Below are 26,407 nucleotides of genomic sequence, written 5' to 3' on the forward strand. Positions count from 1 at the left end.
TCAGGCCTTGAGCGCCTGGAGAGCGGCGGCCAGGTCGATGGCCCCGTCATAAAGCGCCCGGCCCGAAATGGCCCCTGCGATCACGCCGGTGTCGCGCAGCGCGATGAGGTCGGCCATGCGGGAGACGCCGCCGCTGGCGATGACCGGGATGGTGACGGCGCGGGCGAGGGCTTCGGTCGCCTCGATGTTCGGGCCCTGCATGGCGCCGTCGCGGTCGATGTCGGTGTAGATGATCGCGGCGACTCCGGCGTCCTGAAAGCTGCGGGCGAGGTCGGTGGCCATCACGTCGGTTTCCGTGGCCCAGCCTTTCGTCGCGACGCGCCCCTTGCGGGCGTCGATGCCGACGGCGACCTTGCCGGGGAAGGCTTTCGCGGCCTCATGCACCAGCGATGGGTTTTCCACCGCGACGGTGCCGAGGATGACGCGGGCGAGGCCCTTCTCCAGCCACATCGCGATGGTCGCCATGTCGCGGATGCCGCCGCCAAGCTGGGCCGGGACGGTGATGGCCTTGAGGATCGCTTCCACGGCGGCGGCGTTCACCGGCTGGCCCGCGAAGGCGCCGTTCAGGTCGACAAGGTGCAGCCAGTCGCAGCCCGCCTGCTGGAACTTCAGCGCCTGCGCCGCCGGATCGTCGCCGAAGACGGTGGCCGCTGCCATCTCGCCGCGGAGAAGCCGGACGCATTGGCCGTCCTTCAGGTCGATGGCGGGATAGAGGATCATCGGCGGGCTCCCTGCGGTTCGCGGGGTCTTTGGCATGGGCGGCGCGGAATGGAAAGCGAAAGCGACCCCACGTCACGCTTGATCGGATTCGCGACTGGGGCAAAGTCAGCGCGAGGAGATTGCGGAGGAGGACGCAAGATGAAGGTTTTCGCAGTTGCGGCGGGGCTGGCGATGCTGGCGGGGGCGGTCTGGGCCGATCCGGTCGAGGGGGTCTGGCAAACCAAGAAGGATGACAACGGCAATTTCGGCTATGTCGAGATCAAGCCCTGCGGGCCCGCCCTCTGCGGTGTGCTGATCAAGGCCTTCGACAGTGCGGGCAAGGAAAAGGCCAGCGACAATATCGGGCGCAAGATCGTCTGGGACATGGTGGCCTATCCCGATGGACTTTATGACGACGGGCAAATCTATTCGCCGGACCGCGACAAGACCTACAACGGCGACATGACGCTTACGGGCGACAGCCTCAAGGTGCGGGGCTGCGTGCTGGGCATCTGCCGTGACGGCGGGACCTGGAAGCGTGTGAAGTAGCGCAACTATCGGGTCGCCTTTCGCCGCGTGCCGGGGCAGGGTCGCGCGGTGGAGGGACATCATGCGCGGCAGTGACTGGCTTTTGCTTTGGACCCTGTCCCTTCTGTGGGGCGGGTCCTTTCTGTTCAACGAACTGGCGCTGGCGGGGCTGCCCGCGCTGACCGTGGTCTGGGGCCGGGTCGGGCTGGCGGCGTTGATCCTGTGGGGGGTGGTGCGGGCGACGGGCGCGGAGCTGCCGCCCCGGAGCTTGTGGCCTGCGCTCTTGGTGATGGGCCTCCTGAACAACGCGGTGCCCTTCACGCTTTTCGTGCTGGCGCAGGGGCAGATCACCGGGGCGCTGGCCTCGGTCCTGAACGCGATGACGCCGATCTTCACCGTGCTGGTCGCGCATTTTGCGACCTCGGACGAGAAGCTGACGCCCGCGAGGGGGATCGGCGTGGCGCTGGGATTCGCGGGTGTGCTGGCGATGGTGCTGGACGGGGGCATGTCGGGGACGCGGCTGGCTCTTCTGGCCTGTCTTGGGGCGGCGTTCAGCTATGCGCTGGCAAGCGTCTGGGGGCGGCGGTTCCGGGCGGCGGGCCTGGCGCCCCTGGCCACGGCTTTCGGGCAGGTGACGGCAAGCTCGGCGCTGATGCTGCCGGTCTGGCTGCTGGTGGACCGGCCCTGGGCGCTCGACTGGCCGGGGTGGGAGCCGGTGCTGGCGGTGGTGGGGCTGGCGAGCCTGTCTTCGGCGCTGGCCTATCTGATCTTCTTCCGCATTCTGGCGCAGGCGGGGGCGACAGCGGTGTCGCTGGTGACCTTCCTGATCCCGATTTCGGCGGCGGGTCTGGGCTGGCTGGTCCTGGGCGAGCGGCTGGAGACCCGGCATCTGATCGGGCTGGGGCTGATCCTGGCGGGGCTGGCGGTGATCGACGGGCGGCTCTTCCGGCGGCGTTGACCGGGCGGCGGCGGGGGCGCAGGATGGCGGGATGAGGCCAAAGGCGATCCTGGAGACGGCGCTTTACACCCGCGACCTTTCTGCGGCGAAGGCATTCTATGGCGATTTGCTGGGGCTGCCGGTGATCGCCGAAGTCGAGGGGCGGCATGTGTTCTTCCGGGTGGGGGCGGGGGTGCTCTTGGTCTTCGATCCCGAGGCGACCGAGGTGTCCTCGCACAACCCTGCGCTGCCGGTGCCGGTGCATGGCGCGCGGGGGGCGGGGCATGTCTGTTTTGCCGCCTCGCGCGCGGAGCTTGCCGGGTGGCGGAAGCGTTTCGTGGCCGCCGGGGTGGCGATCGAGGCGGAGTTCGACTGGCCGAGCGGGGCGCGGTCGCTGTATGTCCGCGACCCTGGCGGCAATTCGGTGGAATTCGCCGAGCCGCGGCTTTGGGATTAGCCGAAGATCGACCAGCCGGTGCGGCGGGCGAGCATCTCCAGCGCCTCGGTGCCGAGTTGCGAGTTGCCTTGCGCGTTCAGGCCGGGCGACCAGACGGCGATCGAGGCGCGGCCGGGGGCGATGGCGAGGATGCCGCCGCCCACGCCGGACTTGCCGGGCAGACCGACGCGGAAGGCGAATTCGCCCGATCCGTCATAGTGGCCGCAGGTCAGCATCAGCGCGTTGATGCGGCGGACCCTTTCGGGCGCGATGAGGTGCTGGAGACCGGCGAGGAAGCGGCCGGAACGCGCCAGCTGCTCGACACTCATGGCGATGGCGCATTGGTGGAAATAGGCGCCGAGGACATGGTCGGGCGGGTTCGTGAGGTTGCCCTGCGAGGCGAGGAAATGCGCAAGGGCGAAGTTGCGGTGGCCGGTTTCGGTTTCCGACCGCGCGACGGACGGGTTCATGTGGATGTCCTCATCCCCGGCGGCGGTGCGCATGAAGGTGAGGAGTTCGGCCAGGTATTCGCGCGGCGGGCGTTTGCCCAGGGCCGCATCGGTGGTGACGATGGCGCCTGCGTTGATGAAGGGGTTGCGGGGGATGCCGCCTTCGCTTTCGAGCTGGAGGATCGAGTTGAAGGCAAGGCCCGAGGGCTCGCGCCGGACGCGGGTCCAGAGCTGGTCGCCGAGGCGGCCAAGCGCGATGGCCAGGCCGAAGACCTTGGAGATCGACTGGATCGAGAAGGGCACGGCGCTGTCCCCCGCAGAGGCTTGCGTGCCGTCGGCGAGGGTGACGGAGATGCCGAACTGGTTGGGGTCGACGGCGGCAAGCTCGGGGATGTAACCGGCCACCTGGCCGCGGTCGCTGCGCGCTGCCATCTCGGCCGCGATGTCGGCCAGATGCTGCGCGACCCGCTCGCTCACGGTGTCCAGCGCAGGAAGTTGCCGATCAGGTGCAGGCCTGCGGCTTGGGATTTCTCGGGGTGGAACTGGGTGCCGAGGATGTTGTCGCGCCCGACGATGGCGGTGATCGGGCCACCGTAGTCGCAGAAGGCGAGGCGGTGCGCGGGGTCGGTGACGCGGAAATGGTAGGAGTGGACGAAATAGGCGTGGTCGCTGGTTTGGATACCGTCAAGGACGGGGTGGGGGTGGTCGACGACAAGGTCGTTCCAGCCCATGTGCGGGACTTTCAGCGCGCGGTCTTCGGGCTCGATCCGGACCACGTCGCCCGGAATCCAGCCGAAGCCTTCGGTCAGGCGGTATTCGTGGCCCCGGCTGGCCAGCATCTGCATGCCGACACAGATGCCAAGGAAGGGGCGGGCCTTGCGGATGACGGCCTCTTCGATGGCCTCGAACAGCCCGCCGTAGGACCCGAGCGCCGCGCGGCAGGCCGGGAAGGCGCCGTCGCCGGGCAGGACGATGCGGTCGGCGCGGGCCACGTCCTCGGGCCGCGAGGTGACGAGGATGTCGCCGCCGCCGACCTCGACCGCCATGCGCTGAAAGGCCTTCTCGGCGGAGTGCAGGTTGCCGGAATCGTAGTCGACGAGGGTGGTGAGCATTTTTCTACCCTGGCGCGGGCGGAGGTGTCGGAGCCTCCGGCGGGGATATTTTGGCAAAGATGAAAGGCTAGAGCGCGCCCTTGGTGGAGGGGAGCGCGTCGCCGAGGCGGGGGTCGGGTTCCACGGCCTCGCGCAGCGCACGGGCGACGGATTTGAACGTGGCCTCGGCGATGTGGTGGCTGTTCACCCCGTGAGCCATGTCGACGTGCAGGGTGATGCCGCCGTGGGTGGAAAGCGCCTGGAAGAATTCGCGCACCAGTTCGGTGTCGAAGCTGCCGATCTTCGGGGTCGGGAAATCGACGGTCCAGATCAGGAAGGGCCGCGCGGAAAGGTCCAGCGCGGTGGCGATCTGGGCATCGTCCATCGCCAGCCGGAAATGGCCGTAACGGCGGATGCCGCGCTTGTCGCCAAGGGCTTTCGCAAGGGCCTGGCCAAGCGCGATGCCGACGTCTTCGACCGTGTGGTGGTCGTCGATGTGCAGGTCGCCCTTCGCGCGGACGGTCAGGTCGATCAGGCTGTGGCGGGAAAGCTGGTCAAGCATGTGGTCGAAGAAACCGACGCCGGTCTGGCAGTCATGCCGCCCGGTTCCGTCGAGGTTGACGGTGACCGAGATCGCGGTTTCGGCGGTGGTGCGGGTGACGGTGGCTTCGCGCATGGGCGGTTCCCCTGATGACGCGGGCCTTATAGGGCGCAGCCGCTGCAAGGGGAAGCGTTCCGATTCCCCGGTTGCAATTGGGGGGCAAATGCGTATCCCCTTTGCCAGAATCCGGGCTTAATGCTGCCCGGACTTGCTGCAAGATATTGACGAGGCCCGGGTGCTGCGTGCCCGGTCGACAGGTGGAGTTCTTTCAGGTCATGGCCGAGATATTTCCGGTTCTTCTGTGCGGCGGGTCGGGCACGCGGCTTTGGCCGGTGTCGCGCAAGAGCTTCCCGAAACAGTTCGTTCCGCTGACCGGGCAGGGCACGCTGTTCCAGGCCGCCGCCAGCCGGATGCTAGGGGCGCCGGATGTGGCAAGCCCCGTGGTGATCACCAATTCCGACTTCCGCTTCATCGTGGCCGAGCAGCTGGCCGAGGACGGCATCCGCCCCGGCGCGATCCTGATCGAGCCGGAGGCGAAGAACACCGGCCCGGCGATCCTGGCGGCGGCGCTGCATCTGGCGGCCGCGCACCCCGAAGCGCTGCTTCTGGTCATGCCGACCGATCACAGCATTCCCGACATCGACGCCTTCCGCGCGGCGGTGGCGGCGGGGGTGCCGCGGGCGCTGGCGGGGCAGATCGTGACCTTCGGGGTCCGGCCCGACCGGCCGGAAACCGGCTATGGCTGGATCGAGCTGGGATCGGCGCCGGTGGACGGCGCGGCGCAGAAGGTGCAGCGCTTCGTCGAGAAGCCGGTGCTGGAGAAGGCCGAGGCGATGCTGGCCGAGGGGCGCTATCTCTGGAATGCCGGGATCTTCCTCTTCTCGGCCCGCACGCTGCTGGCGGCCTTCGCGGACCATGCACCCGACCTGATCGGCCCGGTGGGCGAGGCGGTTGCCGGGGCGCGGGCCGACCTGGGCTTCCTGCGGCTGGCCGAAGGGCCCTGGGCCAAGGTGCGCGACATCTCGGTCGATTTCGCGGTGCTGGAGAAGGCCGCGAACATCGAGGTGATCCCCTTGGGCGCGGCCTGGTCGGACCTGGGCGACTGGAATGCCGTCTGGCGCGAGAATGGCGGCGGGACGGTCGCGCAGGGGCCGGTGACCGCCATCGACTGCGAGGGCAGCCTGCTTCGGTCGGAGGTCGAGGGCCAGCATGTGGTGGGGATAGGGTTGCAGGACCTGGTCGTCGTCGCGATGCCCGATGCGGTGCTGGTCGCCGACCGCGCGCGGGCGCAGGAGGTGAAGACGGCGGTGGCGCAGATGAAGGCGCGCTCGGTCCGGCAGGCAGAGGTCTTCCCGCGCGATCACCGGCCCTGGGGCTGGTTCGAGACGCTGGCCCTGGCCGACCGTTTCCAGGTCAAGCGGATCGTCGTCAAGCCGGGCGCAGCGCTTTCCCTGCAAAGCCACATCCACCGGGCGGAACACTGGATCGTCGTCTCCGGCACGGCGCAGGTGACGGTGGGCGACGAGGTGAAGCTTCTGAGCGAGAACCAGTCGGTCTATGTGCCGCTGGGGGCGGTGCACCGGCTGGCCAACCCCGGCAAGGTGCCGGTGGTGCTGATCGAGGTGCAGACCGGGGCCTATCTCGGCGAGGACGACATCATCCGCTACGAAGACATCTATGCCCGCGGCGACGAGAAGGGCAGCGCCCGCTGACCCGGGAACGAGGGTCGGGAGGCCCGGATGATCACCACGCTGAGATGCGCCTTTTCGCAGTGGAGCCCCGGCCTGGGCGACAACACGGCGATGGGTTGGGTGACGGTTCTGGTCTACCTGCTTGCGGCCATCCTTTCGACGCAGGCCGCGCGGGCGATGCAGGGGCCGGAGGCAAAGGTCAGGCGGGAGCGGACCTTCTGGCGCATCACGGCGGCGGTGCTGTTCTTCCTCGCGGTCAACAAGCAACTGGATCTGCAGACGCTTTTCACCACGATCGGACGCTGCAATGCGCGGCTCATGGGCTGGTACGACATGCGCCACACCATCCAGCGCGAATTCATCCTGGCCGTGGGGATTGCCGGCGTGCTGACGGTGGGGCTGCTGGCCCTGCTGTTGCGCGGCTTGCTGGGGCAGGTCTGGCCTGCGCTGCTGGGCATCGGCTTCGTCTGCGCCTTCGTGCTGATCCGCGCGGCGAGCTTCCATGACGTCGACGGGCTGATCGGGAGCTGGGCGATGGGGATCAAGGTCAACTGGCTGCTGGAACTTCCCGGCCCGATTCTGGTTGCCTTGGTTGCGGCACGCCGCCGCAGGGTCGTCGGCCCGGGGTGAAGGGCGGTCGAGCGAATCGAGTCCGGGCTGCCGTCGGCCTCGGGCAGGGTCCGGCAAGGCCGGGTTCGCGGTTTCAGATGCCCGGAATGTGGTGAACGGCTCACATTAACGGAAAATTCACCGTTTCGAGATTCCGCATAATTTCGTGTCTGGAATGAGTGACCTGATCCCCAATTCAGGCGGGTCGCGACCGGGCAGCGGCGGACCAGTCAGAATTGACTTTTGGCAAGCCGGGTAAAAAACGAAGAAAATCATGGCAATGATGTGGCGGCCTATGGGCCGGGCACGCAGATGCATCGTATCGACGGGGAATCCGGCCTTCGGCGTCTGTCCCCGGATACACTCCCGGATACAACCATAGCGTGTAACCCAATGAGAAGTAACCACTTTCTGCGAGTTTTGTCACCCAGGGGCACATTGCGGCAAGGTGCATCGAATGCTAGATAGACAACGTGGAACGTGGTGTAGCGAGTGCGATGTTTTGAAACGGGCCGGTGCATTGAAGCCGGTTCCGCACGATTTCGCTTAGCGATTGGCACCCTTGCGGAGGCGTTGCAGATGGACGTTCGTTCTGGAATAGACGGGCACGATTTCGAGCGGCCGTCCGTGACCGTCAGCCAGGGCTGGGTCCGTACGCGGAAGGAACCCCTGTATCGCCGGGCGTTGAAGCGCTGGATGGATGTCGGCTTCGTGCTGATGGCTTTGCCGATTGTTGCGCCGGTGGTGCTTGTGCTTGTTGCCGTATTGAAGGTGACGGGGCATTCGCCCTTCTTCACCCAGGACCGCGTGGGTCTTGGCGGTCGCACCTTCCGGCTCTGGAAACTGCGCACGATGGTTCCCGATGCGGAAGCCCGGCTGCAGACCTATCTGCAGACGGATGACGCCGCGCGCCGCGAATGGGATGCCTATCAGAAGCTCTCGCGCGACCCCCGGATCACCGAATTCGGCCAGTTCCTGCGCAAAAGCTCGCTGGACGAGCTGCCGCAGCTCTGGAACGTGCTGGTGGGCGACATGAGCCTGGTCGGTCCGCGCCCGATGCTGGTCGATCAGCAGGAGCTTTACCCCGGCAGCGCCTATTATGCGCTGCGCCCGGGCCTGACCGGAACCTGGCAGATCTCGGATCGGAACCAGTCGACCTTCGCGCAGCGCGCCGAGTTCGACGCCGACTACGAACGCAACCTGTCGTTCTTCAAGGATTTGAGGATCCTGCTGGCGACTGTGAATGTGGTGCTGCGGGCGACCGGGAAGTAAGCAACCCATCCGGCCCCGCCGACGGGGGATGCTGCCGGATCCAGCCGAAAAGCGCCACGCCGGGAAGCAGGATGATGGTGCCGGTCAGCGGATAGGCGAGCAGGACGATCCAGAGCGGGAAGCCATAGGCGAAAAGCGCCGCCGTGACGCCGCTTGCGCCAAGCATCGCTATGATCACCAGCCCCAATGCCATCCCCGTCTCCTTGGTCGGAGCCATCGTTTCTGAAAAAACTGTCCCCTTCAGGTCGATAGATTAGGTCTCGTGGGGCAGCGCGTCGAGATGGTAGAAATGATGTAAGTCGGGCAGTGTGTCTTTTGTGGCGAAACTTGGCCGATCAACCGGCATCATGCCAGCAAGGCCCCGCCTGAATGCCGGCCCGGGTCGTACCTGGGCCGAACGGTCAGGCCTGCGGGTGGAGCATCTGAACCGATTGCTCGACCTGCGTCGAGCGCAGGGCCGAGAGGGTTGCCGCGAGCAGGAGCGTCAGGCTGCAGACCACCGGATACCCAAGCAGCGCAACCCAGACCGGAACCGAAAGCGCGACGGCCATCGCCATCGCCATCAGCCCGACTGCCGTAGACACAAGAACCAGACCCGCGATCATGTGCTTCAACCCCCACGCGAAGAACAAGATCACGTTGCTCGCATGGCGTGGCAAGATTGTGGCCGCGTTTGGGTGAATCTGCGTTCCGCGAACCGGGTGACGCGGCGTCGCAAAAGTGCGGCGGGCCGCGCGGGGCGTATGCAACCGAAGAGAAGCTGTCGATTGGAGCCTTGCAACCTAGGGTTAAATGCGCGGTTGGCGGGCGAGGGCAGCTTGCACAACCCGTTGAAATGCATTCCGGATCATGGCAATTGCATCCTGACTGCAAGCACTTGGGCAAGGCGGGACTGCCAGGAACCAGTGATGTCGTCTCGGCGAAGCTGTGCCGGAACCGATGGTGGCTTCCCTGTCCGGGCTGCAAACCCGGTTGTGGCCCGGAATGCCTTTCTTTTGTCATGCCGCAGCAGCAAGGTGCGGCGGTCGCAGGTGTGAGGACAGCAAGTGATCAAGACCTACCGCAAGCTGTTTGCGCTGCTTGACGATCGGGAGCGGCGGAACTTCTGGTGGCTGGCGGTCGTCATGCTTCTGGTCGCCGCAGCCGAGATTGCCGGGTTTTCGGCGGTGCTCATGCTTCTGAACGTGATCTCGGCGCCGGAGAAGATCCAGACCAACTCGACCCTGTCCTTTGTCTATACCCGGCTTGGCTTCACCAGCGATTTCCAGTTCCAGGTGGTCCTGGCGTTGAGCGTGCTGGGCGTGGTCGCCTGCGGGTTGGCGATCAAGGCGGTGGGCACCAACGCGATGACCCGCTACTCGACGATGCGGGGCTATACCATTTCCAGCCGCCTGTTGTCGGCCTATCTGCGGCACCCCTATCCCTGGTTCCTGCAACACAACAGCGCAGAGCTTGAGAAGAATGTGCTGAACGAGGTGGACGGGCTGGTCGCGCGGGTGATCACGCCCAGCCTGCGCCTGGTGGCGAACAGCATCCTTGCGATTTCGATCCTGTCCTTCCTGATGCTGGTCGATCCGCTGGTGACGGTTTTCTGCGGCGGCGTGCTTGGCCTTGTCTATGCGCTGATCTACCTGCGGGTCCGCGGCCAGATGGTGCGCGTCGGCAATGACATGAAGGAAGCGCTTGAAGCCCGCTACCTGGTCGCGAAGGAAGCCACGGGCGGGATCAAGGACGTGAAGGTCATGGGCCTGGAAGATGTCTATGTCCAAAGCTATGCCGCCGAAGCCTTCAGGTCGGCCAAGGCGATGACGCGGATGGGGCTGGTCGCGGAACTGCCGCGTTTCGTGCTGGAAGCGATCACCTTCGGCACGCTGGTTTCGCTGATCCTGCTTCTGTTGTTCCGCAACAACGGAAACATGACCCAGATCGTGCCGACGCTGGGGGTGATCGCGATGGCAACGATGCGGCTCCTGCCCTCGCTGCAGCAGATCTATTTCGGCATGGTCACCATTCGCAGCGCGGGACCGGTCCTGGATGCGATCGTGGCGGATTTTGCAGGCAGCCCGCCGCCGCTGCCCGATCCCGAACCGGATGCGCCCCCGATGAAGCTGGAGCGTGAGCTGGCGCTGGATGGGGTCAGCTTTGCCTATGACAGCACGGATCGGCCGACGCTGCAGGGGGTCGACCTGACCATCCCGGCACGGGCCACGGTCGGCATCGTCGGCGGCACCGGCGCGGGCAAGACGACTTTGGTTGACCTGGTCCTTGGCCTGCTGTCACCCGCGTCGGGCGCGATCAGGGTGGACGGCACCACGCTCACGCCGGACAACCTGCGGTCGTGGCGGGGCTCGATCGCCTATGTGCCGCAGACGATTTTCCTGACCGACGATACCATCGCGGCCAATATCGCCTTTGGCGTGCCGAAGGCCGAGATCGACATGGCGGCGGTCGAGCATGCGGCGCAGGTGGCGGCGCTGCATGACTTCATCCTGTCCGACCTGCCGGCGGGCTATGAGACCCGCGTGGGCGAACGCGGCGTGCGGCTGTCGGGCGGGCAGCGCCAGCGGATCGGGATCGCGCGGGCCATGTACCGCGATCCGACGCTGCTGATCATGGACGAGGCGACCTCGGCCCTGGACAATGTCACCGAGCGCGAGGTGATGGAGGCGGTGCAGCGCATCCGGGGCGACAAGACGATCATCCTGATCGCGCACCGGCTGTCCACCGTGCGAAGCTGCGACACGATCTTCCTGATGGAGCGCGGCAGGCTGTTGGCGCAGGGAAGCTACGACACGCTGCTGGCCACCAGCGCCGTGTTCCGACGCATGGTCAGCGGCGGGTCCGACGCTGTGGCAGACAAGGGCGACTGATCCCGTTCAGCGGCGGCTGTGCAGCCCCTGCGTGCGCGGGCCGCGCGTGGCCGTTGGGCCGGTGTCGGGCATCAGCCAGGCAGCGCGGGGCGGGGCGGCGAAGGGCTGTGCGGCAGGATCGCCCTCGGCCTCCGGCCCGCGCCACCACAGGGCATGGCCCATGACGGCCCCTGCCATCAGCCAGACGTAGTTGACCAGCCCCGAATTCGGCAGAAGGTCGATCAGCGTTGCACTGAGGGTGATGATCAGCCCCAAGGGAATGAACGAATCGCCCATCGCCCGGCGGCGCAGGGCAAAGAACAGGATCGGCACCGTCAGAAGCCCGAATCGGCCGATGTACCCGATCCAGCCAAAGCTGCCGATCTCGTGCACCCAGATGCCGTCAACGATGCTGACCAGCTTGCCGGTCGCCGGGTCGTGCACCAGGTCGCGCCCCCAGCTGCCCCAGCCGACGAGCGGCTTTTCGCTGGCGCGGGCCAGAATCAAGTCTTCGTTGTCCAGCCGGAATTTCAGCGAGGCCGCCCGCTCGGCGTTGATCGAGTGAACGTAGTCGTAGATGGCATCGACCGGGATCCAGCCTGCACCGCGCAGGATCGGGTAGAACATCACCACGGTCGCGACGGCGAGCCCGATGATGAGCAACGGTTTGCGACCCAGAAGAAAGACCGCCGATGTCAGCGCCACGGCAATGATCATTGCGCCGAAGTTCTTCGACACCGACAGCACGATCAGAAGCCAGATCGTCGAGAGCAGCCAGTAGGTGGCGGGGCGCCCCTCGCGCCGGGCTTCGCGGAAAAGCGTGGCGGCGGAGAGCGTGGCGATGCAGAGGTAGATGCCGACCAGCAGCCCGTGCGACAGGAAGACCACCGGTCGGAAGCCGTCCTCGCGGATGTGCTGCAAGAAGCTGTGCGGAAAGAAGCCATAGATCCAGGTATGCAACTGCGGACTGAAGCGCACCTCGAAAAGCACCGGCAGGGTGTAGGCCAGCCCGCCGATCGCGATCACTTCCAGGATGGTGCGCAGCCCCTCGCGCGAGTTCAGGTAGCGCAGGCCAAGCCAAAGCGGGATGAGCGACACCAGAAGCTGCGAGATCAGGCCCATCGCATCATAGAGACGCAGGCCCGGCAGGAAGGTGCGGCCGTCGATCACCGGCTCGGTATTCTGCAGCACGGTCAACACCGGAGAGGTGACGACGATCAGGAAGAGCACCAGCAGCACATGCCGCCCGGTCCTGGCCATCGGGGCCTGGGTCGGGGCTTGGGCCGGGGCCATCAGGAGGCAGAGGATCAGGGCCGGAAGGCTGGTCACCATCGTCTTGTCGACGGGAGGCAGCATCGGAAACTTGACCTGGGTGGCGCTGGGCAAGAGCAGGTAGCCGCCGATGATCGTCCAGACCAGGGCCTTCTGCAGCGGCAGAAGCCGGAACAGCAGGATCGCGACGATGGGCCAACTGAAAAGCGCCAGGTAGGCAACGATGTTCGGCATTCCGACAGGCCTTGCAGAAACGGGCTGATCCGGTTGTAGCGGGTTCGGTGGCCAAGGAAAATGCAAACCCGGTGTACGATCGATCCGGATTGTGCAGAAGCGAGGCCGTGCTTTCCCTTGGAGGCAGGCGGAATCTATGCTTTTTGGGGGATGTGGCGCTGAAGTCTGGACGCGAAGATTGAAACAGCAGGATTTGGCGGCTGGCAGCCTTGGTGCGGTGGTCATCGGCCGCAACGAGGGAGCGAGGCTGGTGGCCTGCCTTGAGTCGCTTTCCGGTGCGGTGCGGCCTCTGGTCTATGTTGATTCCGGGTCGACCGACGGCAGCGTGGCGGCCGCAAGGGCGGCAGGGGCTTTGGTGGTTGCGCTGGACACGACGATTCCCTTCACTGCGGCGCGGGCGCGCAACGCGGGTCTTGACCGGCTGATCGAGGCGGGGGCCCCGGAGTTCGTGCAGTTCGTCGACGGCGATTGCCGGGTGCAGCCGGGATGGCTTCCGGCAGCCAAGGCCTTCCTGGCGACGCATCCCGAAGTCGCCGTCGTCTGTGGCCGTCGGCGCGAGATCCATCCCGAAGCCTCGGTCTGGAACCGGCTTTGCGATGCCGAATGGGATACGCCGGTGGGCGAGGCGAAGGCTTGCGGCGGCGATGCCCTGATGCGCAGTGCGGCGCTGCGGCAGGTGGGTGGTTTCGATCCGACGCTGATCGCGGGCGAGGAGCCGGAGCTTTGCCTGCGCCTGCAGGCAGCCGGGTGGCGCGTCTGGCGGCTGGACGCAGAGATGACGCTGCACGACGCGGCGATGCACCGGATCGGGCAATGGTGGAAGCGCACCCGGCGGGCGGGGTTCGCATTTGCCGAAGGGGCGGCGATGCATGGTGCGGCGCCAGAGTTTCACTGGGTTGCCGAAACCCGGCGGGCGCTGGCCTGGGGGCTGGTCCTGCCGGTGCTGGCGCTGCTCGGATGCATCGTCAGCCCCTGGGCGGCACTGATTCTCGCGGTCTACCCGGTCCAGGTCCTGCGGCTCTGGCCGCGGCTGGGTCTGGAGCGCGCCCTGTTCCTGACGCTGGGAAAGCTTCCCGAAGCGCTGGGGGTCGTGCAATTCTGGTTGCACCGGCTGCTGCACCGTCGTGCGACCCTGATCGAATACAAGTGACAGAGACCTGAGCACACGGCCTTGACCGGACAGTCGGCCCTGGCGTCGGCGGCGCGGCGGACATTCCCCGGCACCGGGCCGTCCGCGCTTGCCCGGCAGGGGCGGATGGTGCTGGCGGGTCTGCCCGAGGTCAGGCCGGTCCGGTTCGCCGACAGCTGATCGCAGTCAGAGCCGGAGCCGCCCGCCCGGCCCGCCGTTGGTGAAGATCTCGGCCAGCCGGGCACCCTCGGCGCGGATGTCGAATCCGTCCTCCACCGCCTTGCGTCCGGCTTCGCCCATTGCCCGCGCGGTTGCCGGGTCGTCCATCAGCCGGATCATCCTGTCGGCCAGTGTCGCCACATCGCCGGGCGGTACCGTGTAGCCGGTGACGCCATCCTCGACCAGTTCCTGCACGCCTGCGACGCGGCTGGCGACCACCGGAATGCGCGAGGCCAGGGCCTCCATGTAGACGACGGGCAGGCCCTCGGCAAAGGAGGGGAGCGCCAGCATGTCGGACGTTGCGAGGAGGTCGGCGACCTGGCCTTGTGACATGAAGCCTGCGAAATGCACGGCACTTTCGATGCCAAGCGCCCTGGCGCGCGCCTCGGCCCCGGCCCGGGCTGGACCGTCGCCCGCAAGGGCAAGGGTGGCGTCGGGATGGGCCTTGAGGACGATTGCCATCGCCTCCACCAGCAGAAGGGCGCCTTTCACCGGGTCGAGCCGACCGACGAAGGCCACCCGCTTGCCGGTGCCGTCGGGGTCGCGGCGGTAGGCGGTCGGATCGACGCCACAGTGGACGATGGTGATCTTGCCCCAATGCGCCGGATCGGAGAACAGCATCAGCTGCGAACGGCAGAAATGGGTGATTGCCACCACGAAGGCCGCGCGGGCGATCTTTTCCGGGAGCGACCAGAGGTTGACCTCGAAGAAGATGGCGGGGCCGTGTTCGGTGAAGCTGAAGGGAATGCCCGCCAGTTCGGCGGCGAGGACGGTGACGGAACAGCTGGAATTGCCGAAATGGTTGTGCAGGTGCCGGACCCGGTTGCGGCGCAGGTGGTCGGCAAGGACTCCCGCTTCTAGGAAGTAGAAAAGCTGCCAGATCAGCGACTTGAGACCGGGCGAGCGCATCCTGATCGCCAGTGCCAGCGTCCGGGCCCAGGTTGCGGGACTGCGCAGGATCGCCCGGCCATGCGCGGCCATAAGCCGGACCGGGCTCGTCGCGGCGGCCTTGACGTAGAAGGTTTCGCCACGGGCGCGGAGTTCCTCCTGGCCCTTGAACTCGGCCCTGGAGGGCTTGCGGATCGAGCAGGTGATCACGGGAACTCCGGCGGCGCGGACGGCCTCGACCTCGCGCAGGATGAAGGTGTGCGAGACCTTGGGATAGTCGCCGGTCAGGTAGGCGATGGGGCGGGGATCGGTCACGGTCGTCCTTTCAGGGCCTATCGCCCTCGCGTCCAACCGGCGGCGGGCGGACGCAGCCGCACGGCGATGTGGACAAGGAGATACACGACAAAGCCAAGCGGCACACGCAGGGCGAGGCGCAAAAGATCGCCCGGCGTCAGGCGGGCCTTGGCCTCGTTGGCGAATAGCGCGGGGTAAAGGCCGCGCAACTCGGCCACGCCGGCATCCTGGCGGCGGCGGACGCGGACGAGGTTCGCGAAACCCTCGACCATCGGCCAGTGATAGCGGGCGGGGACCTCGATGCGTTCGTCCGGGGCGAAATTCAGCCGGACGAAAGTATCGTCGGAGATGACCGGCGGGAAAGCGCCCCAGCGGCTGCGACCGGCCCGGTTCACCGCGAAGAGCCCGGCCCCGACAGCGCCCCCGCGCACGAAGGGCAGCCTGCGCCAGACCGAGGCATAGGCCCGCGTGACCCAGGACCGGGCCGGGGCCACGGCGAGCGTCCCGGTGGCATAGCGCGGCAGGGCGACAGCCAGCGCGGCGCGCACCTGGGCCAGCAGGGCGGGATCGCAGGCGATGTCGGCATCGAGATAGACCCGGCTTCTGCCCGTCGCGGCCTGGTCCCCCGCGTTCAGGGCCAGGATCTTGCCGCCCTGCGGCAGGTCGAGCACCCGCAGTGTCCAGCCGCGCGCCGCTGCCTGTGGGGCGTAGCCTTCGGCAAGGGATACGGTGCGGTCGCGGCAGGCATTGGCCACCACCAGGATTTCGACCGCGCCGGTTTCGCCGACCTGCGCCAGAAGCGCGGACAGACAGCGGTCGATCCAGGCTTCCTCATCATGAGCGGGGATGATCACGCTCAGATCAATGTCGGTCATCTTCCAGTGCATCTCGCGGCAATGTCGGTTGGAAACTGGTCGAAAACCGTGGCGGGATCAAGGCGCGCCTGTGCGACGCTGAAATGCCGGGGTTCGGCGCGCAACAATCGCTGTTCGCCATGCGGCGCCGTCGCCGGAAAATCAATAACGGCAGAAAGAACTTGCAAATCCTGCCAAGAAGCCTTTGGGCTGGATATGCTGTCCAGGACGGACAGGCTGGACATTGCGACTGACGGGACTTGATGACCGAACCACATTCGGGGCAACGGCCCCCCGCACCATTGCCTTTGGACCTGGTCAACTTCGCGACCGAAGCCGCGCTTCTGGCCGATGTCGAGGCATGCCTCAAGGCGGGGAAGGGCTTTGCCATCGCCACGCTCAATCTCGACCATGTGGTGAAGATACGCCGCGACCCAGGCTTCCTGCGGGCCTACCGGGCGCACAGCCATGTCGTCGCCGACGGCAATCCCATCGTCTGGATGTCGCGCCTGGCAGGGCGGCCGGTCAGCCTGGTGCCGGGATCGGAACTGATCGCGCCGGTGGCGGCGCTGGCGGCGCGGCTTGGGACGCCGCTGGCGTTCCTCGGGTCGACCCAGCCGGTGCTGGCGCTGGCGGCAGAGCGGCTGAAGGCGGATTATCCGGGACTGGAGGTCGCGACCTGCCTGGCCCCGCCCTATGGCTTCGATCCCGACAGCGCGGCGGCGGATGCGGCTTTGGACCAGGTCGCGGCTTCGGGCGCGCGGATTTGCCTTCTGGCGCTGGGGGCGCCGAAGCAGGAACGTCTCGCCGCCCGCGGGCTGGCGCGGCATCCCGGGCTGGGCTTCCTGTCGATTGGTGCGGGACTGGATTTCATCGCGGGCCACCAGACGCGGGCCCCGGCCTGGGTACGGAAGATCGCAATGGAGTGGCTGTGGCGGATGCTGACCAACCCGCGCCGTCTGGCCCGGCGCTATCTGGATTGCGCACTGGTCATGCCCTCGCTGGCCGGGCAGGCGCTGGCGGCGCGCGGCGCCCGGAAATAGAGCCCGGCAGCCCCTTCTCGCCCTTTGTCAACAGTAGAACCCTTGGTGACCAACGTGCCTGATCCCGACCAACCCCCGACCGTGCTGACCGTGATCCTGAACTGGCGCACCGCCGAGATGACCCTGCGCTCGGTCGATGCGGCCGATGTCGCGATGCAGGGGATCGCCGGGGGCATCGTCGTGGTCGACAACGATTCGGGTGACGGGTCGTTCGAGCGGATGAGCGAGGCGCTGAGGGATCGGCCCCGGATCCGCGTGGTCCAGTCGGGGCGGAACGGCGGCTTCGGGGCGGGCAACAACGTCGGCATCCGGCTGGGCCTGCCGGGGGGCGTGCGGCCCGACTACGTCTATATCCTGAACTCGGACGCCTTTCCGGCCCCCGACGCGATCCGCCTGCTGCGGGACTACATGGAGCGGCATCCGAAAGTCGGCCTCGCGGGAAGCTACATCCACGGCCCCGACGGCGAGCCGCATACAACCTGTTTCCGCTTCCCCTCGGCCGCGTCCGAGTTCGAGGCTGCGGCCCGGACCGGGCCGGTCAGCCGAGTGCTGGCGAAGCGGACGGTCAGGATGGACTTGCCCGAGGTCAGCGGCCCGGTCGACTGGCTGGCCGGGGCAAGCCTGATGATCCGCGAGGCGGTGGTCCGGTCTGTCGGGACCTTCGACGAGGCCTTCTTCCTGTATTTCGAGGAGACCGATCTTTGCCGGCGCGCCGCCGAAGGTGGCTGGCCCACCCATTTCGTCCGCGAAAGCCGGGTGGAGCACATCGGTTCGGTCTCGACGGGGATGAAGGACTGGCGCCGGGTGCCGGGCTACTGGTTCGACAGCCGCTGGCTGTACTTCCGCAAGGCGGGGGGCACGGGACGGGCGATTGGTGTCACGCTGGCCTATCTTGCCGGGGCGATGATCCGGCAGCTGCGTCGGGTGTTCCAACCGAGCGGCAGCGGCGGAGGACCGGAGCGCTTCCTGCGCGACCTGACCGGCCATGCGGTGCGGCAGGTCTTCGGGTCCAGGTAGGCGGATGCCGCGGGCCCGGCGCAGCCGGGTCGGCCCGGCGGCACCTTCAGGGTGACCAGCCTCAGGGCCGGAAGTCGAAACTGCGGCTGATCGAGACGAACAGCGTCGGCGATTCCGCGTGGCCGTCGCCGTCGTTGCGGATCCGGTAGCCCACCCCGGTGTCCAGCGCCCAGTCGGCGGTCAGCTTGTGCTGGTAGCCTGCGCCGAAGGACACTTGCTCGATCCGCTCGGAGGCGGCATCGCGCAATTCGTAGCTGAGGTCGAGCGAAATGGACGAAAGCTCGTTCACCGATTTGGACCAGTTGATCGCAGCCCGCGAGGTGGTCACGGGCTCGTCGTCGTAGCTTGTGCCACGTTCAAGGGTCAGGCCCAGAGCGCCATCAGGCAAGGCATAGCCAATCTGAAGCCGCCCGATCAGGTCGGTCCCCCCCACATCGGCATGGGTGACGCCAAGCCGAGCCGAAATCGTCGCGGCGGGGGTTTCCAGGTCGCGACCGATCTCGAACGTCTCGCGCTGGCCTTCGTCGGCGTCGGTGGTGATGCGGAACAACGCCAGCGCGGTGCCGACCGGCATGTCATAGGTCAGGCCCAGGCTGAGGTCGGGGCCGGTCGTGCGGTCGATGACGCCCAACTCCTCGACCTCGCTTTCGACATAGCCGATCTCGGCTGCCAGATCGAGCCGCTCGCTCAGCGAATAGTCGAGCGCAGCATAGGCGGTCCGGGTGTCGGTGCGGGTTGTCGCGAGGTCGTCCTCGTCGAGCCGGCTGAAACGCAGGCCGACCCGGCCGGTGGCGACTTCCGAGGCATGAAGGATCATCGCCACATCGGCGGTGACTTCGGTACTGTCGTTGAGATCGGGATCGGTCGTGTCCTGATAGTCGGTCGACCGGTAGGAAGCACCCAGGGCGAAGCCGACCGAAGAGGTGCGGCCGGTTTCCAGCCGGGTGCTGAGCCCCGTATCGGTCCGGGTGCCGGTTTCGTCGATGCCGGTCAGGTCGTCATCGAATTCGTCGACGTCGTCGTTGCGGTAGCTGGCGCCAAAGTCGAAGACGGCCGCCGGAATCTCGCGGTGATAGGTCAGGTCGATGGCCTCGCGGCCAAAGGTGAACTGGGTGCCCGGCCCGTCGGTGCCATTCTCGGCGATCAGCGCGCCCGAGGCCGAGAATTCGAGCTGGTCGATCTCGCGGCTGCTGGACAGGCCAAGGGAGAGCCGCGTCTCATCGCGGATGTTGGTCCCGCCGGCCGGGACTGCCAGGCGATCATTTCGCGAGATTTCCAGCCGGTTTTCCAGCCCGAAGACAATCCGCACCCCGCCGTCCTGTGCCAGTGCGGCAGAGGACGACAGGGCGGCGCTGACGGCACAGAAACCGCCAAAGGCAAGGCCAGACCGGCGCATGACAGATTACTCGAACAGCTTGCGCTGCGGAATGACGATCACGTCGCCGGACATCAGACGGGTCGCTCCCCCACCGGCTTCGCCGCGTTCGATGGCGTCAAGATCGAACTTATAGACATGTTCCACGCCCGACTTGTCGACCCGGCGCAGCTGGATGCGCTTCTTGGCGGCGAAGGGCGTGACGCCGCCCGCCATTGCCAGCGCCTGCAACAGCGTGGCGCCGGGCTTGACCTCGACCTTGCCCGGAGTCGCTGCGGCGCCAAGGACGAAGATGTCGGTCAGGCGGGGCGCGGCGGTCGTGGTCGTACGTTCGGCCAGCGCGTTGAGCGTGACATAGACGGTGGGCGCGGTCGCGAAGTTCGGCGCCAGACGACCGGCAAGATCGGCCTGCACTTCGGCAAGGCTGCGACCGGCGGCGCGCACCGATCCGGCCAGGGGCAAGGAAATCTGGCCATCGGGCAGCACGATGGCGGTGCGGTTCAGCGTCGAATCCTCAAGAACTTCGATCTGCAGCACATCGCCCGGACGGACCTTGTAATCCTGGGCCCAGGTCGAAACCGCAAGAAGCGGCAGGAATAGCACGGCAAAGGCCAGGCGGCGGAGGATAGACATCGAAAATACTCCCTTGCGTCCGGTCAAAACGGGGCGCGACTGCAACTGCCCAAGAGTATTTGGCTCGCGCCGGTTCGGAAAGAGGAAATGCACCGCGAATCGGGTCTAAAGCGGGTGGCTCCGGCGCCGCTTGCCCGATTGCCGGGCGCGGTGGCCGATTTGCCACATCAGGCGTCGATCCCCGACAACCCCAGCGTGCCGACAACCTCGGCGGTGACGTCTTGCATCAGGCGGGCCGTTTCGGGATCGGGGGCCGTGGCCGGGCTGCCGTCGGCCCGGTTCAGGGCATGTGGCAGGCCGACCGGCGAGGTATGGTAGAGCACGGTGAAATGCACCAGGGCGACGAGGTAGTTGCCGAGATCATTTAGGTGGATCGGGTCCACTGCGCCGTCGTCGCTGCGGGAGAAAAGATCCTCGCGGCTGCGGACATTGCCGACGCCGCCCCGGCCCTCGACGGCGCGGACGAAGGCGGCGAGGACGGGCCCAGCCGGGATCAGGTGGATCCGGGTGGCCATCGGCAGCTTGCTCAGCGCCGGTCCCAGCACCTGGCGCAGCCAGTAGCGGTCGTGGTCAAGGTCGATCCGGGTCAGCCAGCCTTCCGGATCGTCCAGCCGGTGCCAGGTTTCGAAAAGATAAAGCCGCACGTCCGGCCTTGCCGCCAGCGCCCTTTCCGCCCAGCGGGCCAGATAGATCGGGCTGTCGAAATAGCGGATCGCGTCCCGGATCTCGACCATCTCGGTCAGCACAATGGCGTCGTAGTCGCCGCTTGCCACCGCTTCCTGCGCGGGGCGGAAGTGGGGATGGGCGTTTTCGGTGTCGAATCCGCTGATCGGGGCATCGCCCCAATGCGCCTGCAGCGTGGTGCCCCAGCCGAGCTGGCTGTCGTAGCGGTGACCTGCGGGGGCAAGCTGGGCCAGCATTGCGGGCATGTCCCGGTTGACCAGGCTGTGGCCGAGATGAAAGACCGAGAGCGGGCCGGTCGGGGCGGGATGGGTGCCGGAAAGCCGCGCGCGGACCGAGGCGGCCGATGGTGGGCGGAGATGCGCGTAGAGCCCGCCGCCGCCGACAAGCGCGCCCAGACCCGCGATGATTGCCAACCGTCGCGTCACCGTCACATCGCCACCCCTGCCAGGACCAGCCCACCCGCCACGACGATCCGGCCCCGGACGATCTGTCCGGCCCGGAACGCCCCGGCATCGGTCTGGAACTGGGCATCGAAGCGGTTTCCGGCAAGGGTGACGGACAGGATTTCGTGGCCGAACATCGCGCGGCTGTGCGGGGCCTGCGCCTTGAAGACCGCCTCCTTGGCGCAGAAGAGCCGCTTCACTTCGGGTCCGGGATCAGGGCCGAGCCTTGCCAACTCCTCCGGCCCGCAGAGGATCGGCCAGAGATCGGGCGCGATGGCGCTGTCGTCCTCGATGTCGACTCCAATGGGCGGGCCTTCCCGGACGACCGCAAGGGCAAGGCCTGCAGCATGGGCGATGGAACCGGAGATGCCATCGGGCCAGATGGGGGCACGGTCACGGGCCATCGGCAGGGCCTGCGGCAACCGGTCGAGCCGGGACAGCGCCCGCCGGGCGGCGGTCCGTCCGGCGACAAACTCGGCCAGCCGGGCGGGGACGGCGCCCGCGATGGCCGGTTTTTCTTCGGGCCAAAGCCGCGTCGCGCTGGCCGGGAGGATGGGTTCGACCGCCACGGCAACCCCGGCGGGGAAGAGCGACCGAAGTGCCGCCTCCACCGCCAGAGGGTCGGCGGTCATCCCAGCGCCTTCTCCCGCGCCTCGCGCATCGCCCGGCGGCGGGCCATCGCGTCCATCCGCGTGTCGGCGCTTTCGGCGGCTGGGGCAGACGCCGCAGCGGGGGCCGCAGCGGCGACGGGCAGCGACTTGCCCAGATGGGCGGCCAGCGCCGAAACGACCGGGAAGCGGAAGATGTCGGTGATCGCCAGCCGGTCGGAGTTGAGCGCCACCTTCATCTCGCGGTGGGCCTGCACCGCCAAGAGCGAATGGCCGCCGAGGGTGAAGAAATTATCCGAACGCCCGACCTGCGGCACGCCAAGGACCCGGGCCCAGACGGTGGCGATGGTCGCCTCGATCCCGCCTTCCAGCGCGACCGGCTTCGCGGCAACCGGGGCGGCGGCGAAGGGGGCGGGCAAGGCCTTGCGGTCAACCTTGCCGTTCGGGGTCAGCGGGAAGGCATCCAGCTTCACGACATGGGCGGGGACCATCACCTCGGGCAGGTGCACCGCCAGATTGGCCTTGAGCGCCGCTTCGTCCACCGGGCCATCGGCAATGACATAGGCGACGAGGCGCACATCGCCGGGCTGATCCTCCCGCGCGATGACCACGGCCTGACGGATGCCGGGGGAGGCTTCCAGTGCCGTCTCGATCTCGCCCAGCTCGATCCGGTGGCCGCGGATCTTGACCTGGAAATCGGCGCGACCGAGATAGTCGAGCTTGCCATCCGTGCGTTTGCGCACCAGATCGCCGGTTCGGTACATCCGTCCGGCGCCCGCGAACGGGTCGGGGCGGAAGCGGTCGGCGGTCAGGTCGGGACGCTGGAAGTAGCCCTGCGCCACGCCCTCGCCGCCGATCCAAAGCTCGCCCGGCTGGCCGTCCGCCACGGGGGCCTGCGTGTCGTCCAGGACGTAAAGCGACGTGTTCGCAATGGGTTGGCCAATGTTGACCACGCCATCCGCGCCGGTCGTCGCCTCGACCGAGGACCAGATCGTCGTCTCGGTCGGGCCATACATGTTCAGCACCGGCGCGCCGATCAGGCCCGCCAGATCGCCCGCCAGACGGCCCGTCAGCGCCTCGCCTCCGACCAGCATCCGCTTCAGGCCCTTCAGCGCCGCGCGGGCGCCGTCGTCTTCGGCCAGCATCCGCGCCATCGAGGGGGTGCATTGCAGATGCGTGACGCCGTGGCGCTGGATCAGGCCCGCCATCGTCTCGTCCGCCCCGGCCCCGGCATTGGTCAGCCGCAGGACCTCGGCCACCGGCTTCAGGCCTTCCAGCACCACCTGGGTCGGGATGCCGTAGTCGATCAGGCAGGCAACCTCGTCGATGTCGATGGCCTTCAGCTCCTCGACCCGTTTCACTGCGTCTTCCACCGTGCCGAACAGGCCTGACTCGTCGAAATAGCGCAGGAAGGCGAAGTCGAGGATCGCTTCCAGTTCGTCCGGGGCCAGCGAGCCGAGGTCGATGTCCATCGGGTTCGCCACGCCCTGCGGCTTCTTGAAGGCCGGGAAGGCCCAGGCGTATTGCTTGATCAGCCCCGCTGCCGAGCGCAGGTAGTTCTTCATCGGCTCGCGCGCGACCTCCCGCGCGGCCTCGCGGTCGGCGGCAAGGTAGGTGTGCAGCATCAGCGTGACCTTGTGGCGCGACGGGTCATGCCCGGCTTCGGCCAGCGCGGCGCGGTAGAGCTTCACCTTGTCCGCGACCTCCTGGATCGACTGGCCAAGAAGGTGGGTCAGCACGTTCGCGCCCATCTTTCCGGCATCACGCCAGGTTTCGGGGTTGCCTGCGGTCGTGACCCAGGCCGCGACCTCTTTCGACACCGGGCGGGGTTGGGTCTTTACCGCGAAGGGCTGGCCGTCCTTCCTCGGGAATTCCACCGCCTCGCCGCGCCACAACCGGCGGACCTGGTCGAGCGTGTCGAACAGCGCCTGCCGGTTGGCGGGGGGCGTGTTCTCGGGGCGCAGCACGAAATCGTCCGGCTGCCAGCCCGAGGCGAAGGCCAAGCCCGCGCGCCCGTTGGTCAGGTTGTCGATGATCGCCCATTCCTCGGCGATCCGTGCCGGGTGGTGCAGCGGCGCCACGATGCTGCCCGCCCGGACGCCGATGGTCTTCGTGACCGCCGCAGCCGCCGCCCCGGTGACGGAGGGGTTCGGGTAGGGGCCGCCGAAGGCGTGGAAATGGCGCTCGGGCGTCCAGACGGCGACGAAGCCGTTCTGGTCGGCGAATTTCGCGCCTTCCAGCAGCAGCTCGTATTTCGCCGGGCCGGGCAGGTCGTCGTTGCCCCAGTAGTAGACCGAAAACTCCATCCCCCGCGCCGAGACGCCCGGGGCGCCGCCGCCCGAGGGCCGGACGCGGGCGGCATCGTCGGCAAGGACGATGGTGAAGCCGTTGGTCAGGGTCCAGAACAGTTCGAGGATGGAGATGTCGAAGGAAAGTGAGGTGACGGCAAGCCAGGTGCCGGGGTCGGTGCCCAAGATGTCATCCATCCCCGCGAAGAAGTTCAGCGCGTTGCGGTGGGTGACGACGACGCCCTTCGGCCTGCCGGTCGAGCCGGAGGTGTAGATCACATAGGCCGGGTCTTCTGCGCCGGGGCCGGTCGGTGGGGTGGGCGATGCCGCAGCGAGGCTCGGGTCGGTGTCGAGGATCAGCAGCGCAGGGCCTTGCGGCAGGGCCTCGGCGACCGCGCTTTCGGTGAGGATCACGGGGCAGCCGGAATCTTCGGCGTAAAGCGCCAGCCGGTCGGCGGGGTAGGCGGGGTCCATCGGGACGTAGGCCGCACCCGACAGCTGGATGCCAAGCGCACCCGCGACCATGTCGGTCGTCCGGCGACAGGCGAGGCCGACGAGGGTTCCTTGGCCGACGTTCATGCTGCGGAGCGTGTTGGCGATGCGGGCGGCGCGGGTGACGAGGTCGGCATAGGTGAGATGAGTCTCGCCTGCGATGACGGCCACGGCGTCGGGCGTCCGTTGCGCTTGCGTCAGGATGGCTGCCGGGATGGTCAGGCTGCGGTCGTAGTCCCGTGCGGTGGCGGCGAGGGCGCCCGCGTAGACCTCGGTTTCCGCCTGCGACAGCGGGCTGAGGCCCGCAAGGTCGGCGTCGGGATGGGCCGCCATTTCGGAGAGGAGGCGGGTGATCCGGGCGGCGAGCGTCGCCGCCTTGGCAGGCGAAACCTGCACGGCATCGTGCCAGAGGGCGTTGCCTGCCAGCGTCACGGCGGTCCCGGTCAGCGGCCCGGACCCCTCGCTGACCGCAAGGCCGGAGGGCGTGAGTGCCGTCAGCCCCGGTTCCCGCAGGGCGAGGTCAGCGGCAAGGCCCGTCGCGGTTTCCGCAGCCGCAAGCGCTTTCGCCACCCGTGCCTCGGCGGCGAGGACGGGGCCGGAGGCATCGAGGCGGACCGGAACCCAAGGGAGCACGTGGCCCGGCGCGGGGTCATCACCCGAGGCGAAGGCGATGTCGCCACCGCTACGCCCCAGCGCGCGCAGCGCGGCGAGGGCCAGCCAGCTTGTCCCAGCGGCGGGAAGCGCGATCTGCCGCCAGTCCGGGGCGGTGGAAATGACGGAGGCGAGCGCCGGATCGGCCTTCAGGAGCAGGCCGCGCAGGCGGGGCTCGGCTTCGGCCACCGGGGCAAGGGCTTCGTCCAGCGCTTCGGCTTCGGCCCCGGTCGGCGAGGCTAGCGCGGCCCCGGCGCGGGCGGTGTCGATGGGCAGGCCCTTGAGGCAGGTCAGGCCGGACAGCCGCACCGCGCCACTGGCGCAGGCGATGTCAAGGTGATCGGCGCTGCGGCCCAGCACCGTGCCGGGGGCGCCAGCGCCGGGGATGACCTCCGCGGCGCCCACGGCCCAGAGCTGGCCTGCGGCGTCCACCTTCGCGACAGCCAGCGGGTTGCGATAGCCGCCGTGGTCCAGCGCCCGGACCATCCGGGCGACGGTCTCGGCGGGCTGGGTGAAGTCCAGCAGACCGCCCGCGCGGGGCCGATCCGCCCGGCGCCAGACATGCCGTGCACCGGAGGCCTGCGGCTGGCGCGGCTGGCCTCCGGCTTCCATCGCGGTGATCACCTCGGGGAAGCTGTCCACGGCGGCGGCAAAGCAGCGGGCGTTCAGGGTGAAGGCGGTGTCGTCGGCCTCGACGGGGAAGCTGCGGGTCGCCAGCACCTCGCCCTCGTCGATTCCGGACGTCATCAGGTGCCAGGTGATCGCATGGGCGGGTTCGCCGTTCAGCAGCGCCCAGACCGGGGCGTTCAGGCCCGCATAGCCGGGCAAGGGGCCGTCGTGGAAGTTGACGCCCCCCTGCCGGGCCAACGCCATCACCGCCTCCGGCACCAGCGACAGGTTCGCGACCGACAGCACCCAGTCGACCGCCAGCCCCGCCGTCCGTTCGACCAGCCCGGCACCCGGCGCGAGGACCCGCAGGCCCGCGCCGGACGCCCAGCCTGCCACCTTCGGCTCGCGCGTCACCACGGCGGCGAGGGCGTGCCCCCGCTCCAGCCAGCGCTTGCCACACTCCACCGTCAGGCTTTCGTTGCCGATCAGAAGGGCGGTCAGGGTCATGGGAA

General features: G+C 67.8%; 26 protein-coding genes. 11 read left to right on the forward strand and 15 right to left on the reverse strand.

Translation table 11 applies throughout. The features are described from left to right. Positions 1-720: a 1-(5-phosphoribosyl)-5-[(5-phosphoribosylamino)methylideneamino]imidazole-4-carboxamide isomerase gene (gene hisA, locus ACE3P6_RS02645; RefSeq protein ID WP_374391405.1), complete on the reverse strand. Its 720-nt coding sequence runs from the start codon at positions 718-720 to the stop codon at positions 1-3. Between the two features lie 138 nt (positions 721-858). Here hisA and ACE3P6_RS02650 point away from each other — a divergent pair, with 138 nt between their 5' ends. The 3 genes from ACE3P6_RS02650 to ACE3P6_RS02660 all read left to right on the forward strand — a co-directional run bounded on the left by ACE3P6_RS02650 (position 859) and on the right by ACE3P6_RS02660 (position 2,621). Then, complete coding sequence (locus ACE3P6_RS02650; RefSeq protein WP_374391406.1) at positions 859-1,248, forward strand: DUF2147 domain-containing protein; 390 nt, start codon at positions 859-861, stop codon at positions 1,246-1,248. 61 nt (positions 1,249-1,309) lie between these two features. Next, a complete protein-coding gene (locus tag ACE3P6_RS02655) occupies positions 1,310-2,185 on the forward strand; it encodes a DMT family transporter (protein ID WP_374391407.1) in 876 nt (291 codons plus the stop codon). A 31-nt stretch (positions 2,186-2,216) separates the two neighbouring features. Next, positions 2,217-2,621, forward strand: coding sequence for a VOC family protein (locus tag ACE3P6_RS02660; protein WP_374391408.1), 405 nt, complete (start codon positions 2,217-2,219; stop codon positions 2,619-2,621). On the opposite strand, the gene ACE3P6_RS02665 is transcribed toward ACE3P6_RS02660, so the two are convergent. The 3 genes from ACE3P6_RS02665 to hisB all read right to left on the reverse strand — a co-directional run bounded on the left by ACE3P6_RS02665 (position 2,618) and on the right by hisB (position 4,816). After that, a complete protein-coding gene (locus ACE3P6_RS02665; RefSeq protein WP_374391409.1) occupies positions 2,618-3,526 on the reverse strand; it encodes a glutaminase in 909 nt (302 codons plus the stop codon). The two genes, ACE3P6_RS02660 and ACE3P6_RS02665, sit on opposite strands and share 4 nt — an antisense overlap. Then, complete coding sequence (hisH, locus tag ACE3P6_RS02670) at positions 3,523-4,161, reverse strand: imidazole glycerol phosphate synthase subunit HisH (RefSeq protein ID WP_374391410.1); 639 nt, start codon at positions 4,159-4,161, stop codon at positions 3,523-3,525. The genes ACE3P6_RS02665 and hisH overlap by 4 nt, the downstream gene beginning before the upstream one ends. Positions 4,162-4,228: 67 nt before the next feature. Then, on the reverse strand, positions 4,229-4,816 hold the full coding sequence (gene hisB, locus ACE3P6_RS02675) for an imidazoleglycerol-phosphate dehydratase HisB (RefSeq protein WP_374391411.1): 588 nt from the start codon (positions 4,814-4,816) through the stop codon (positions 4,229-4,231). Positions 4,817-5,016: 200 nt separating this feature from the next. Between hisB and ACE3P6_RS02680 the strand changes: the two genes are divergently transcribed. From ACE3P6_RS02680 to ACE3P6_RS02690, 3 genes are all read left to right on the forward strand, one after another. Beyond that, entirely contained in the window at positions 5,017-6,453 is a 1,437-nt protein-coding gene (locus ACE3P6_RS02680; protein ID WP_374391447.1) for a mannose-1-phosphate guanylyltransferase/mannose-6-phosphate isomerase, read from the forward strand. Between the two features lie 27 nt (positions 6,454-6,480). Then, positions 6,481-7,062 (forward strand): isopropylmalate isomerase, encoded by a 582-nt coding sequence (locus ACE3P6_RS02685; protein ID WP_374391412.1) that lies wholly within the window; start codon positions 6,481-6,483, stop codon positions 7,060-7,062. A gap of 558 nt (positions 7,063-7,620) precedes the next feature. Then, positions 7,621-8,313 (forward strand): sugar transferase, encoded by a 693-nt coding sequence (locus ACE3P6_RS02690; RefSeq protein WP_374375214.1) that lies wholly within the window; start codon positions 7,621-7,623, stop codon positions 8,311-8,313. Here the strand turns inward: ACE3P6_RS02690 and ACE3P6_RS02695 are convergent. Together ACE3P6_RS02695 and ACE3P6_RS02700 are read right to left on the reverse strand one after the other, a co-directional pair. After that, entirely contained in the window at positions 8,252-8,530 is a 279-nt protein-coding gene (locus ACE3P6_RS02695) for a hypothetical protein (RefSeq protein ID WP_374391413.1), read from the reverse strand. The genes ACE3P6_RS02690 and ACE3P6_RS02695 overlap by 62 nt on opposite strands. A gap of 184 nt (positions 8,531-8,714) precedes the next feature. Continuing rightward, positions 8,715-8,945 carry a hypothetical protein gene (locus ACE3P6_RS02700; RefSeq protein WP_374391414.1) on the reverse strand — a complete coding sequence of 77 codons (231 nt, stop codon included), beginning with the start codon at positions 8,943-8,945 and terminating at the stop codon, positions 8,715-8,717. 414 nt (positions 8,946-9,359) lie between these two features. Between ACE3P6_RS02700 and ACE3P6_RS02705 the strand changes: the two genes are divergently transcribed. Further along, a complete protein-coding gene (locus ACE3P6_RS02705; RefSeq protein ID WP_374391415.1) occupies positions 9,360-11,183 on the forward strand; it encodes an ABC transporter ATP-binding protein in 1,824 nt (607 codons plus the stop codon). Between the two features lie 6 nt (positions 11,184-11,189). Here ACE3P6_RS02705 and ACE3P6_RS02710 read toward each other — a convergent pair whose 3' ends face one another. Further along, complete coding sequence (locus ACE3P6_RS02710; RefSeq protein WP_374391416.1) at positions 11,190-12,668, reverse strand: hypothetical protein; 1,479 nt, start codon at positions 12,666-12,668, stop codon at positions 11,190-11,192. A gap of 178 nt (positions 12,669-12,846) precedes the next feature. Here ACE3P6_RS02710 and ACE3P6_RS02715 point away from each other — a divergent pair, with 178 nt between their 5' ends. Further along, positions 12,847-13,818: a glycosyltransferase gene (locus ACE3P6_RS02715; protein ID WP_374391417.1), complete on the forward strand. Its 972-nt coding sequence runs from the start codon at positions 12,847-12,849 to the stop codon at positions 13,816-13,818. A 21-nt stretch (positions 13,819-13,839) separates the two neighbouring features. Beyond that, positions 13,840-13,977 carry a hypothetical protein gene (locus tag ACE3P6_RS02720; protein ID WP_374391418.1) on the forward strand — a complete coding sequence of 46 codons (138 nt, stop codon included), beginning with the start codon at positions 13,840-13,842 and terminating at the stop codon, positions 13,975-13,977. Between the two features lie 6 nt (positions 13,978-13,983). Here the strand turns inward: ACE3P6_RS02720 and ACE3P6_RS02725 are convergent, their stop codons facing one another. Genes ACE3P6_RS02725 through ACE3P6_RS02735 form a run of 3 tightly spaced genes read right to left on the reverse strand, consistent with a single transcriptional unit; the run spans position 13,984 to position 16,297 of the window. Next, entirely contained in the window at positions 13,984-15,219 is a 1,236-nt protein-coding gene (locus tag ACE3P6_RS02725) for a glycosyltransferase (protein WP_374391419.1), read from the reverse strand. Between the two features lie 17 nt (positions 15,220-15,236). Beyond that, complete coding sequence (locus ACE3P6_RS02730; RefSeq protein ID WP_374391420.1) at positions 15,237-16,073, reverse strand: glycosyltransferase family 2 protein; 837 nt, start codon at positions 16,071-16,073, stop codon at positions 15,237-15,239. After that, positions 16,070-16,297 (reverse strand): hypothetical protein, encoded by a 228-nt coding sequence (locus ACE3P6_RS02735; protein WP_374391421.1) that lies wholly within the window; start codon positions 16,295-16,297, stop codon positions 16,070-16,072. The genes ACE3P6_RS02730 and ACE3P6_RS02735 overlap by 4 nt, the downstream gene beginning before the upstream one ends. An 18-nt stretch (positions 16,298-16,315) precedes the next feature. On the opposite strand from ACE3P6_RS02735, the gene ACE3P6_RS02740 reads away from it, so the two are divergent. Continuing rightward, the gene (locus ACE3P6_RS02740; RefSeq protein WP_374391422.1) at positions 16,316-17,095 is read left to right on the forward strand and encodes a WecB/TagA/CpsF family glycosyltransferase; all 780 of its coding nucleotides are present in this window, start codon (positions 16,316-16,318) and stop codon (positions 17,093-17,095) included. Between the two features lie 45 nt (positions 17,096-17,140). Continuing rightward, positions 17,141-18,112 carry a glycosyltransferase family 2 protein gene (locus ACE3P6_RS02745; RefSeq protein WP_374391423.1) on the forward strand — a complete coding sequence of 324 codons (972 nt, stop codon included), beginning with the start codon at positions 17,141-17,143 and terminating at the stop codon, positions 18,110-18,112. A 61-nt stretch (positions 18,113-18,173) separates the two neighbouring features. Here the strand turns inward: ACE3P6_RS02745 and ACE3P6_RS02750 are convergent, their stop codons facing one another. The 5 genes from ACE3P6_RS02750 to ACE3P6_RS02770 form a co-directional block, all read right to left on the reverse strand. Beyond that, entirely contained in the window at positions 18,174-19,508 is a 1,335-nt protein-coding gene (locus ACE3P6_RS02750) for a hypothetical protein (protein ID WP_374391424.1), read from the reverse strand. A 6-nt stretch (positions 19,509-19,514) separates the two neighbouring features. Continuing rightward, positions 19,515-20,120 carry a polysaccharide biosynthesis/export family protein gene (locus ACE3P6_RS02755; RefSeq protein ID WP_374373123.1) on the reverse strand — a complete coding sequence of 202 codons (606 nt, stop codon included), beginning with the start codon at positions 20,118-20,120 and terminating at the stop codon, positions 19,515-19,517. Positions 20,121-20,287: 167 nt separating this feature from the next. Further along, positions 20,288-21,235, reverse strand: coding sequence for a hypothetical protein (locus ACE3P6_RS02760; protein WP_374391426.1), 948 nt, complete (start codon positions 21,233-21,235; stop codon positions 20,288-20,290). Beyond that, positions 21,232-21,879: a 4'-phosphopantetheinyl transferase gene (locus tag ACE3P6_RS02765; RefSeq protein WP_374391427.1), complete on the reverse strand. Its 648-nt coding sequence runs from the start codon at positions 21,877-21,879 to the stop codon at positions 21,232-21,234. Before ACE3P6_RS02765 ends, ACE3P6_RS02760 begins: the two co-directional genes overlap by 4 nt. After that, the gene (locus ACE3P6_RS02770) at positions 21,876-26,402 is read right to left on the reverse strand and encodes a MupA/Atu3671 family FMN-dependent luciferase-like monooxygenase (protein WP_374391428.1); all 4,527 of its coding nucleotides are present in this window, start codon (positions 26,400-26,402) and stop codon (positions 21,876-21,878) included. Before ACE3P6_RS02770 ends, ACE3P6_RS02765 begins: the two co-directional genes overlap by 4 nt. Between the last annotated feature and the right edge of the window lie 5 nt (positions 26,403-26,407).

This window comes from Tabrizicola sp. (assembly GCF_041911175.1).
Taxonomy (GTDB): Bacteria; Pseudomonadota; Alphaproteobacteria; order Rhodobacterales; family Rhodobacteraceae; genus Tabrizicola.

Excerpts from the sequence above, each read along its gene's own strand:
- hisA (WP_374391405.1), bottom strand. The coding sequence starts at position 720 with ATGATCCTCTATCCCGCCATCGACCTGAAGGACGGCCAATGCGTCCGG.
- ACE3P6_RS02650 (WP_374391406.1), top strand. The coding sequence starts at position 859 with ATGAAGGTTTTCGCAGTTGCGGCGGGGCTGGCGATGCTGGCGGGGGCG.
- ACE3P6_RS02655 (WP_374391407.1), top strand. The coding sequence starts at position 1,310 with ATGCGCGGCAGTGACTGGCTTTTGCTTTGGACCCTGTCCCTTCTGTGG.
- ACE3P6_RS02660 (WP_374391408.1), top strand. The coding sequence starts at position 2,217 with ATGAGGCCAAAGGCGATCCTGGAGACGGCGCTTTACACCCGCGACCTT.
- hisH (WP_374391410.1), bottom strand. The coding sequence starts at position 4,161 with ATGCTCACCACCCTCGTCGACTACGATTCCGGCAACCTGCACTCCGCC.
- hisB (WP_374391411.1), bottom strand. The coding sequence starts at position 4,816 with ATGCGCGAAGCCACCGTCACCCGCACCACCGCCGAAACCGCGATCTCG.
- ACE3P6_RS02680 (WP_374391447.1), top strand. The coding sequence starts at position 5,017 with ATGGCCGAGATATTTCCGGTTCTTCTGTGCGGCGGGTCGGGCACGCGG.
- ACE3P6_RS02685 (WP_374391412.1), top strand. The coding sequence starts at position 6,481 with ATGATCACCACGCTGAGATGCGCCTTTTCGCAGTGGAGCCCCGGCCTG.
- ACE3P6_RS02690 (WP_374375214.1), top strand. The coding sequence starts at position 7,621 with ATGGACGTTCGTTCTGGAATAGACGGGCACGATTTCGAGCGGCCGTCC.
- ACE3P6_RS02695 (WP_374391413.1), bottom strand. The coding sequence starts at position 8,530 with ATGGCTCCGACCAAGGAGACGGGGATGGCATTGGGGCTGGTGATCATA.
- ACE3P6_RS02710 (WP_374391416.1), bottom strand. The coding sequence starts at position 12,668 with ATGCCGAACATCGTTGCCTACCTGGCGCTTTTCAGTTGGCCCATCGTC.
- ACE3P6_RS02730 (WP_374391420.1), bottom strand. The coding sequence starts at position 16,073 with ATGACCGACATTGATCTGAGCGTGATCATCCCCGCTCATGATGAGGAA.
- ACE3P6_RS02735 (WP_374391421.1), bottom strand. The coding sequence starts at position 16,297 with ATGTCCAGCCTGTCCGTCCTGGACAGCATATCCAGCCCAAAGGCTTCT.
- ACE3P6_RS02740 (WP_374391422.1), top strand. The coding sequence starts at position 16,316 with ATGACCGAACCACATTCGGGGCAACGGCCCCCCGCACCATTGCCTTTG.
- ACE3P6_RS02750 (WP_374391424.1), bottom strand. The coding sequence starts at position 19,508 with ATGCGCCGGTCTGGCCTTGCCTTTGGCGGTTTCTGTGCCGTCAGCGCC.
- ACE3P6_RS02755 (WP_374373123.1), bottom strand. The coding sequence starts at position 20,120 with ATGTCTATCCTCCGCCGCCTGGCCTTTGCCGTGCTATTCCTGCCGCTT.
- ACE3P6_RS02765 (WP_374391427.1), bottom strand. The coding sequence starts at position 21,879 with ATGACCGCCGACCCTCTGGCGGTGGAGGCGGCACTTCGGTCGCTCTTC.
- ACE3P6_RS02770 (WP_374391428.1), bottom strand. The coding sequence starts at position 26,402 with ATGACCCTGACCGCCCTTCTGATCGGCAACGAAAGCCTGACGGTGGAG.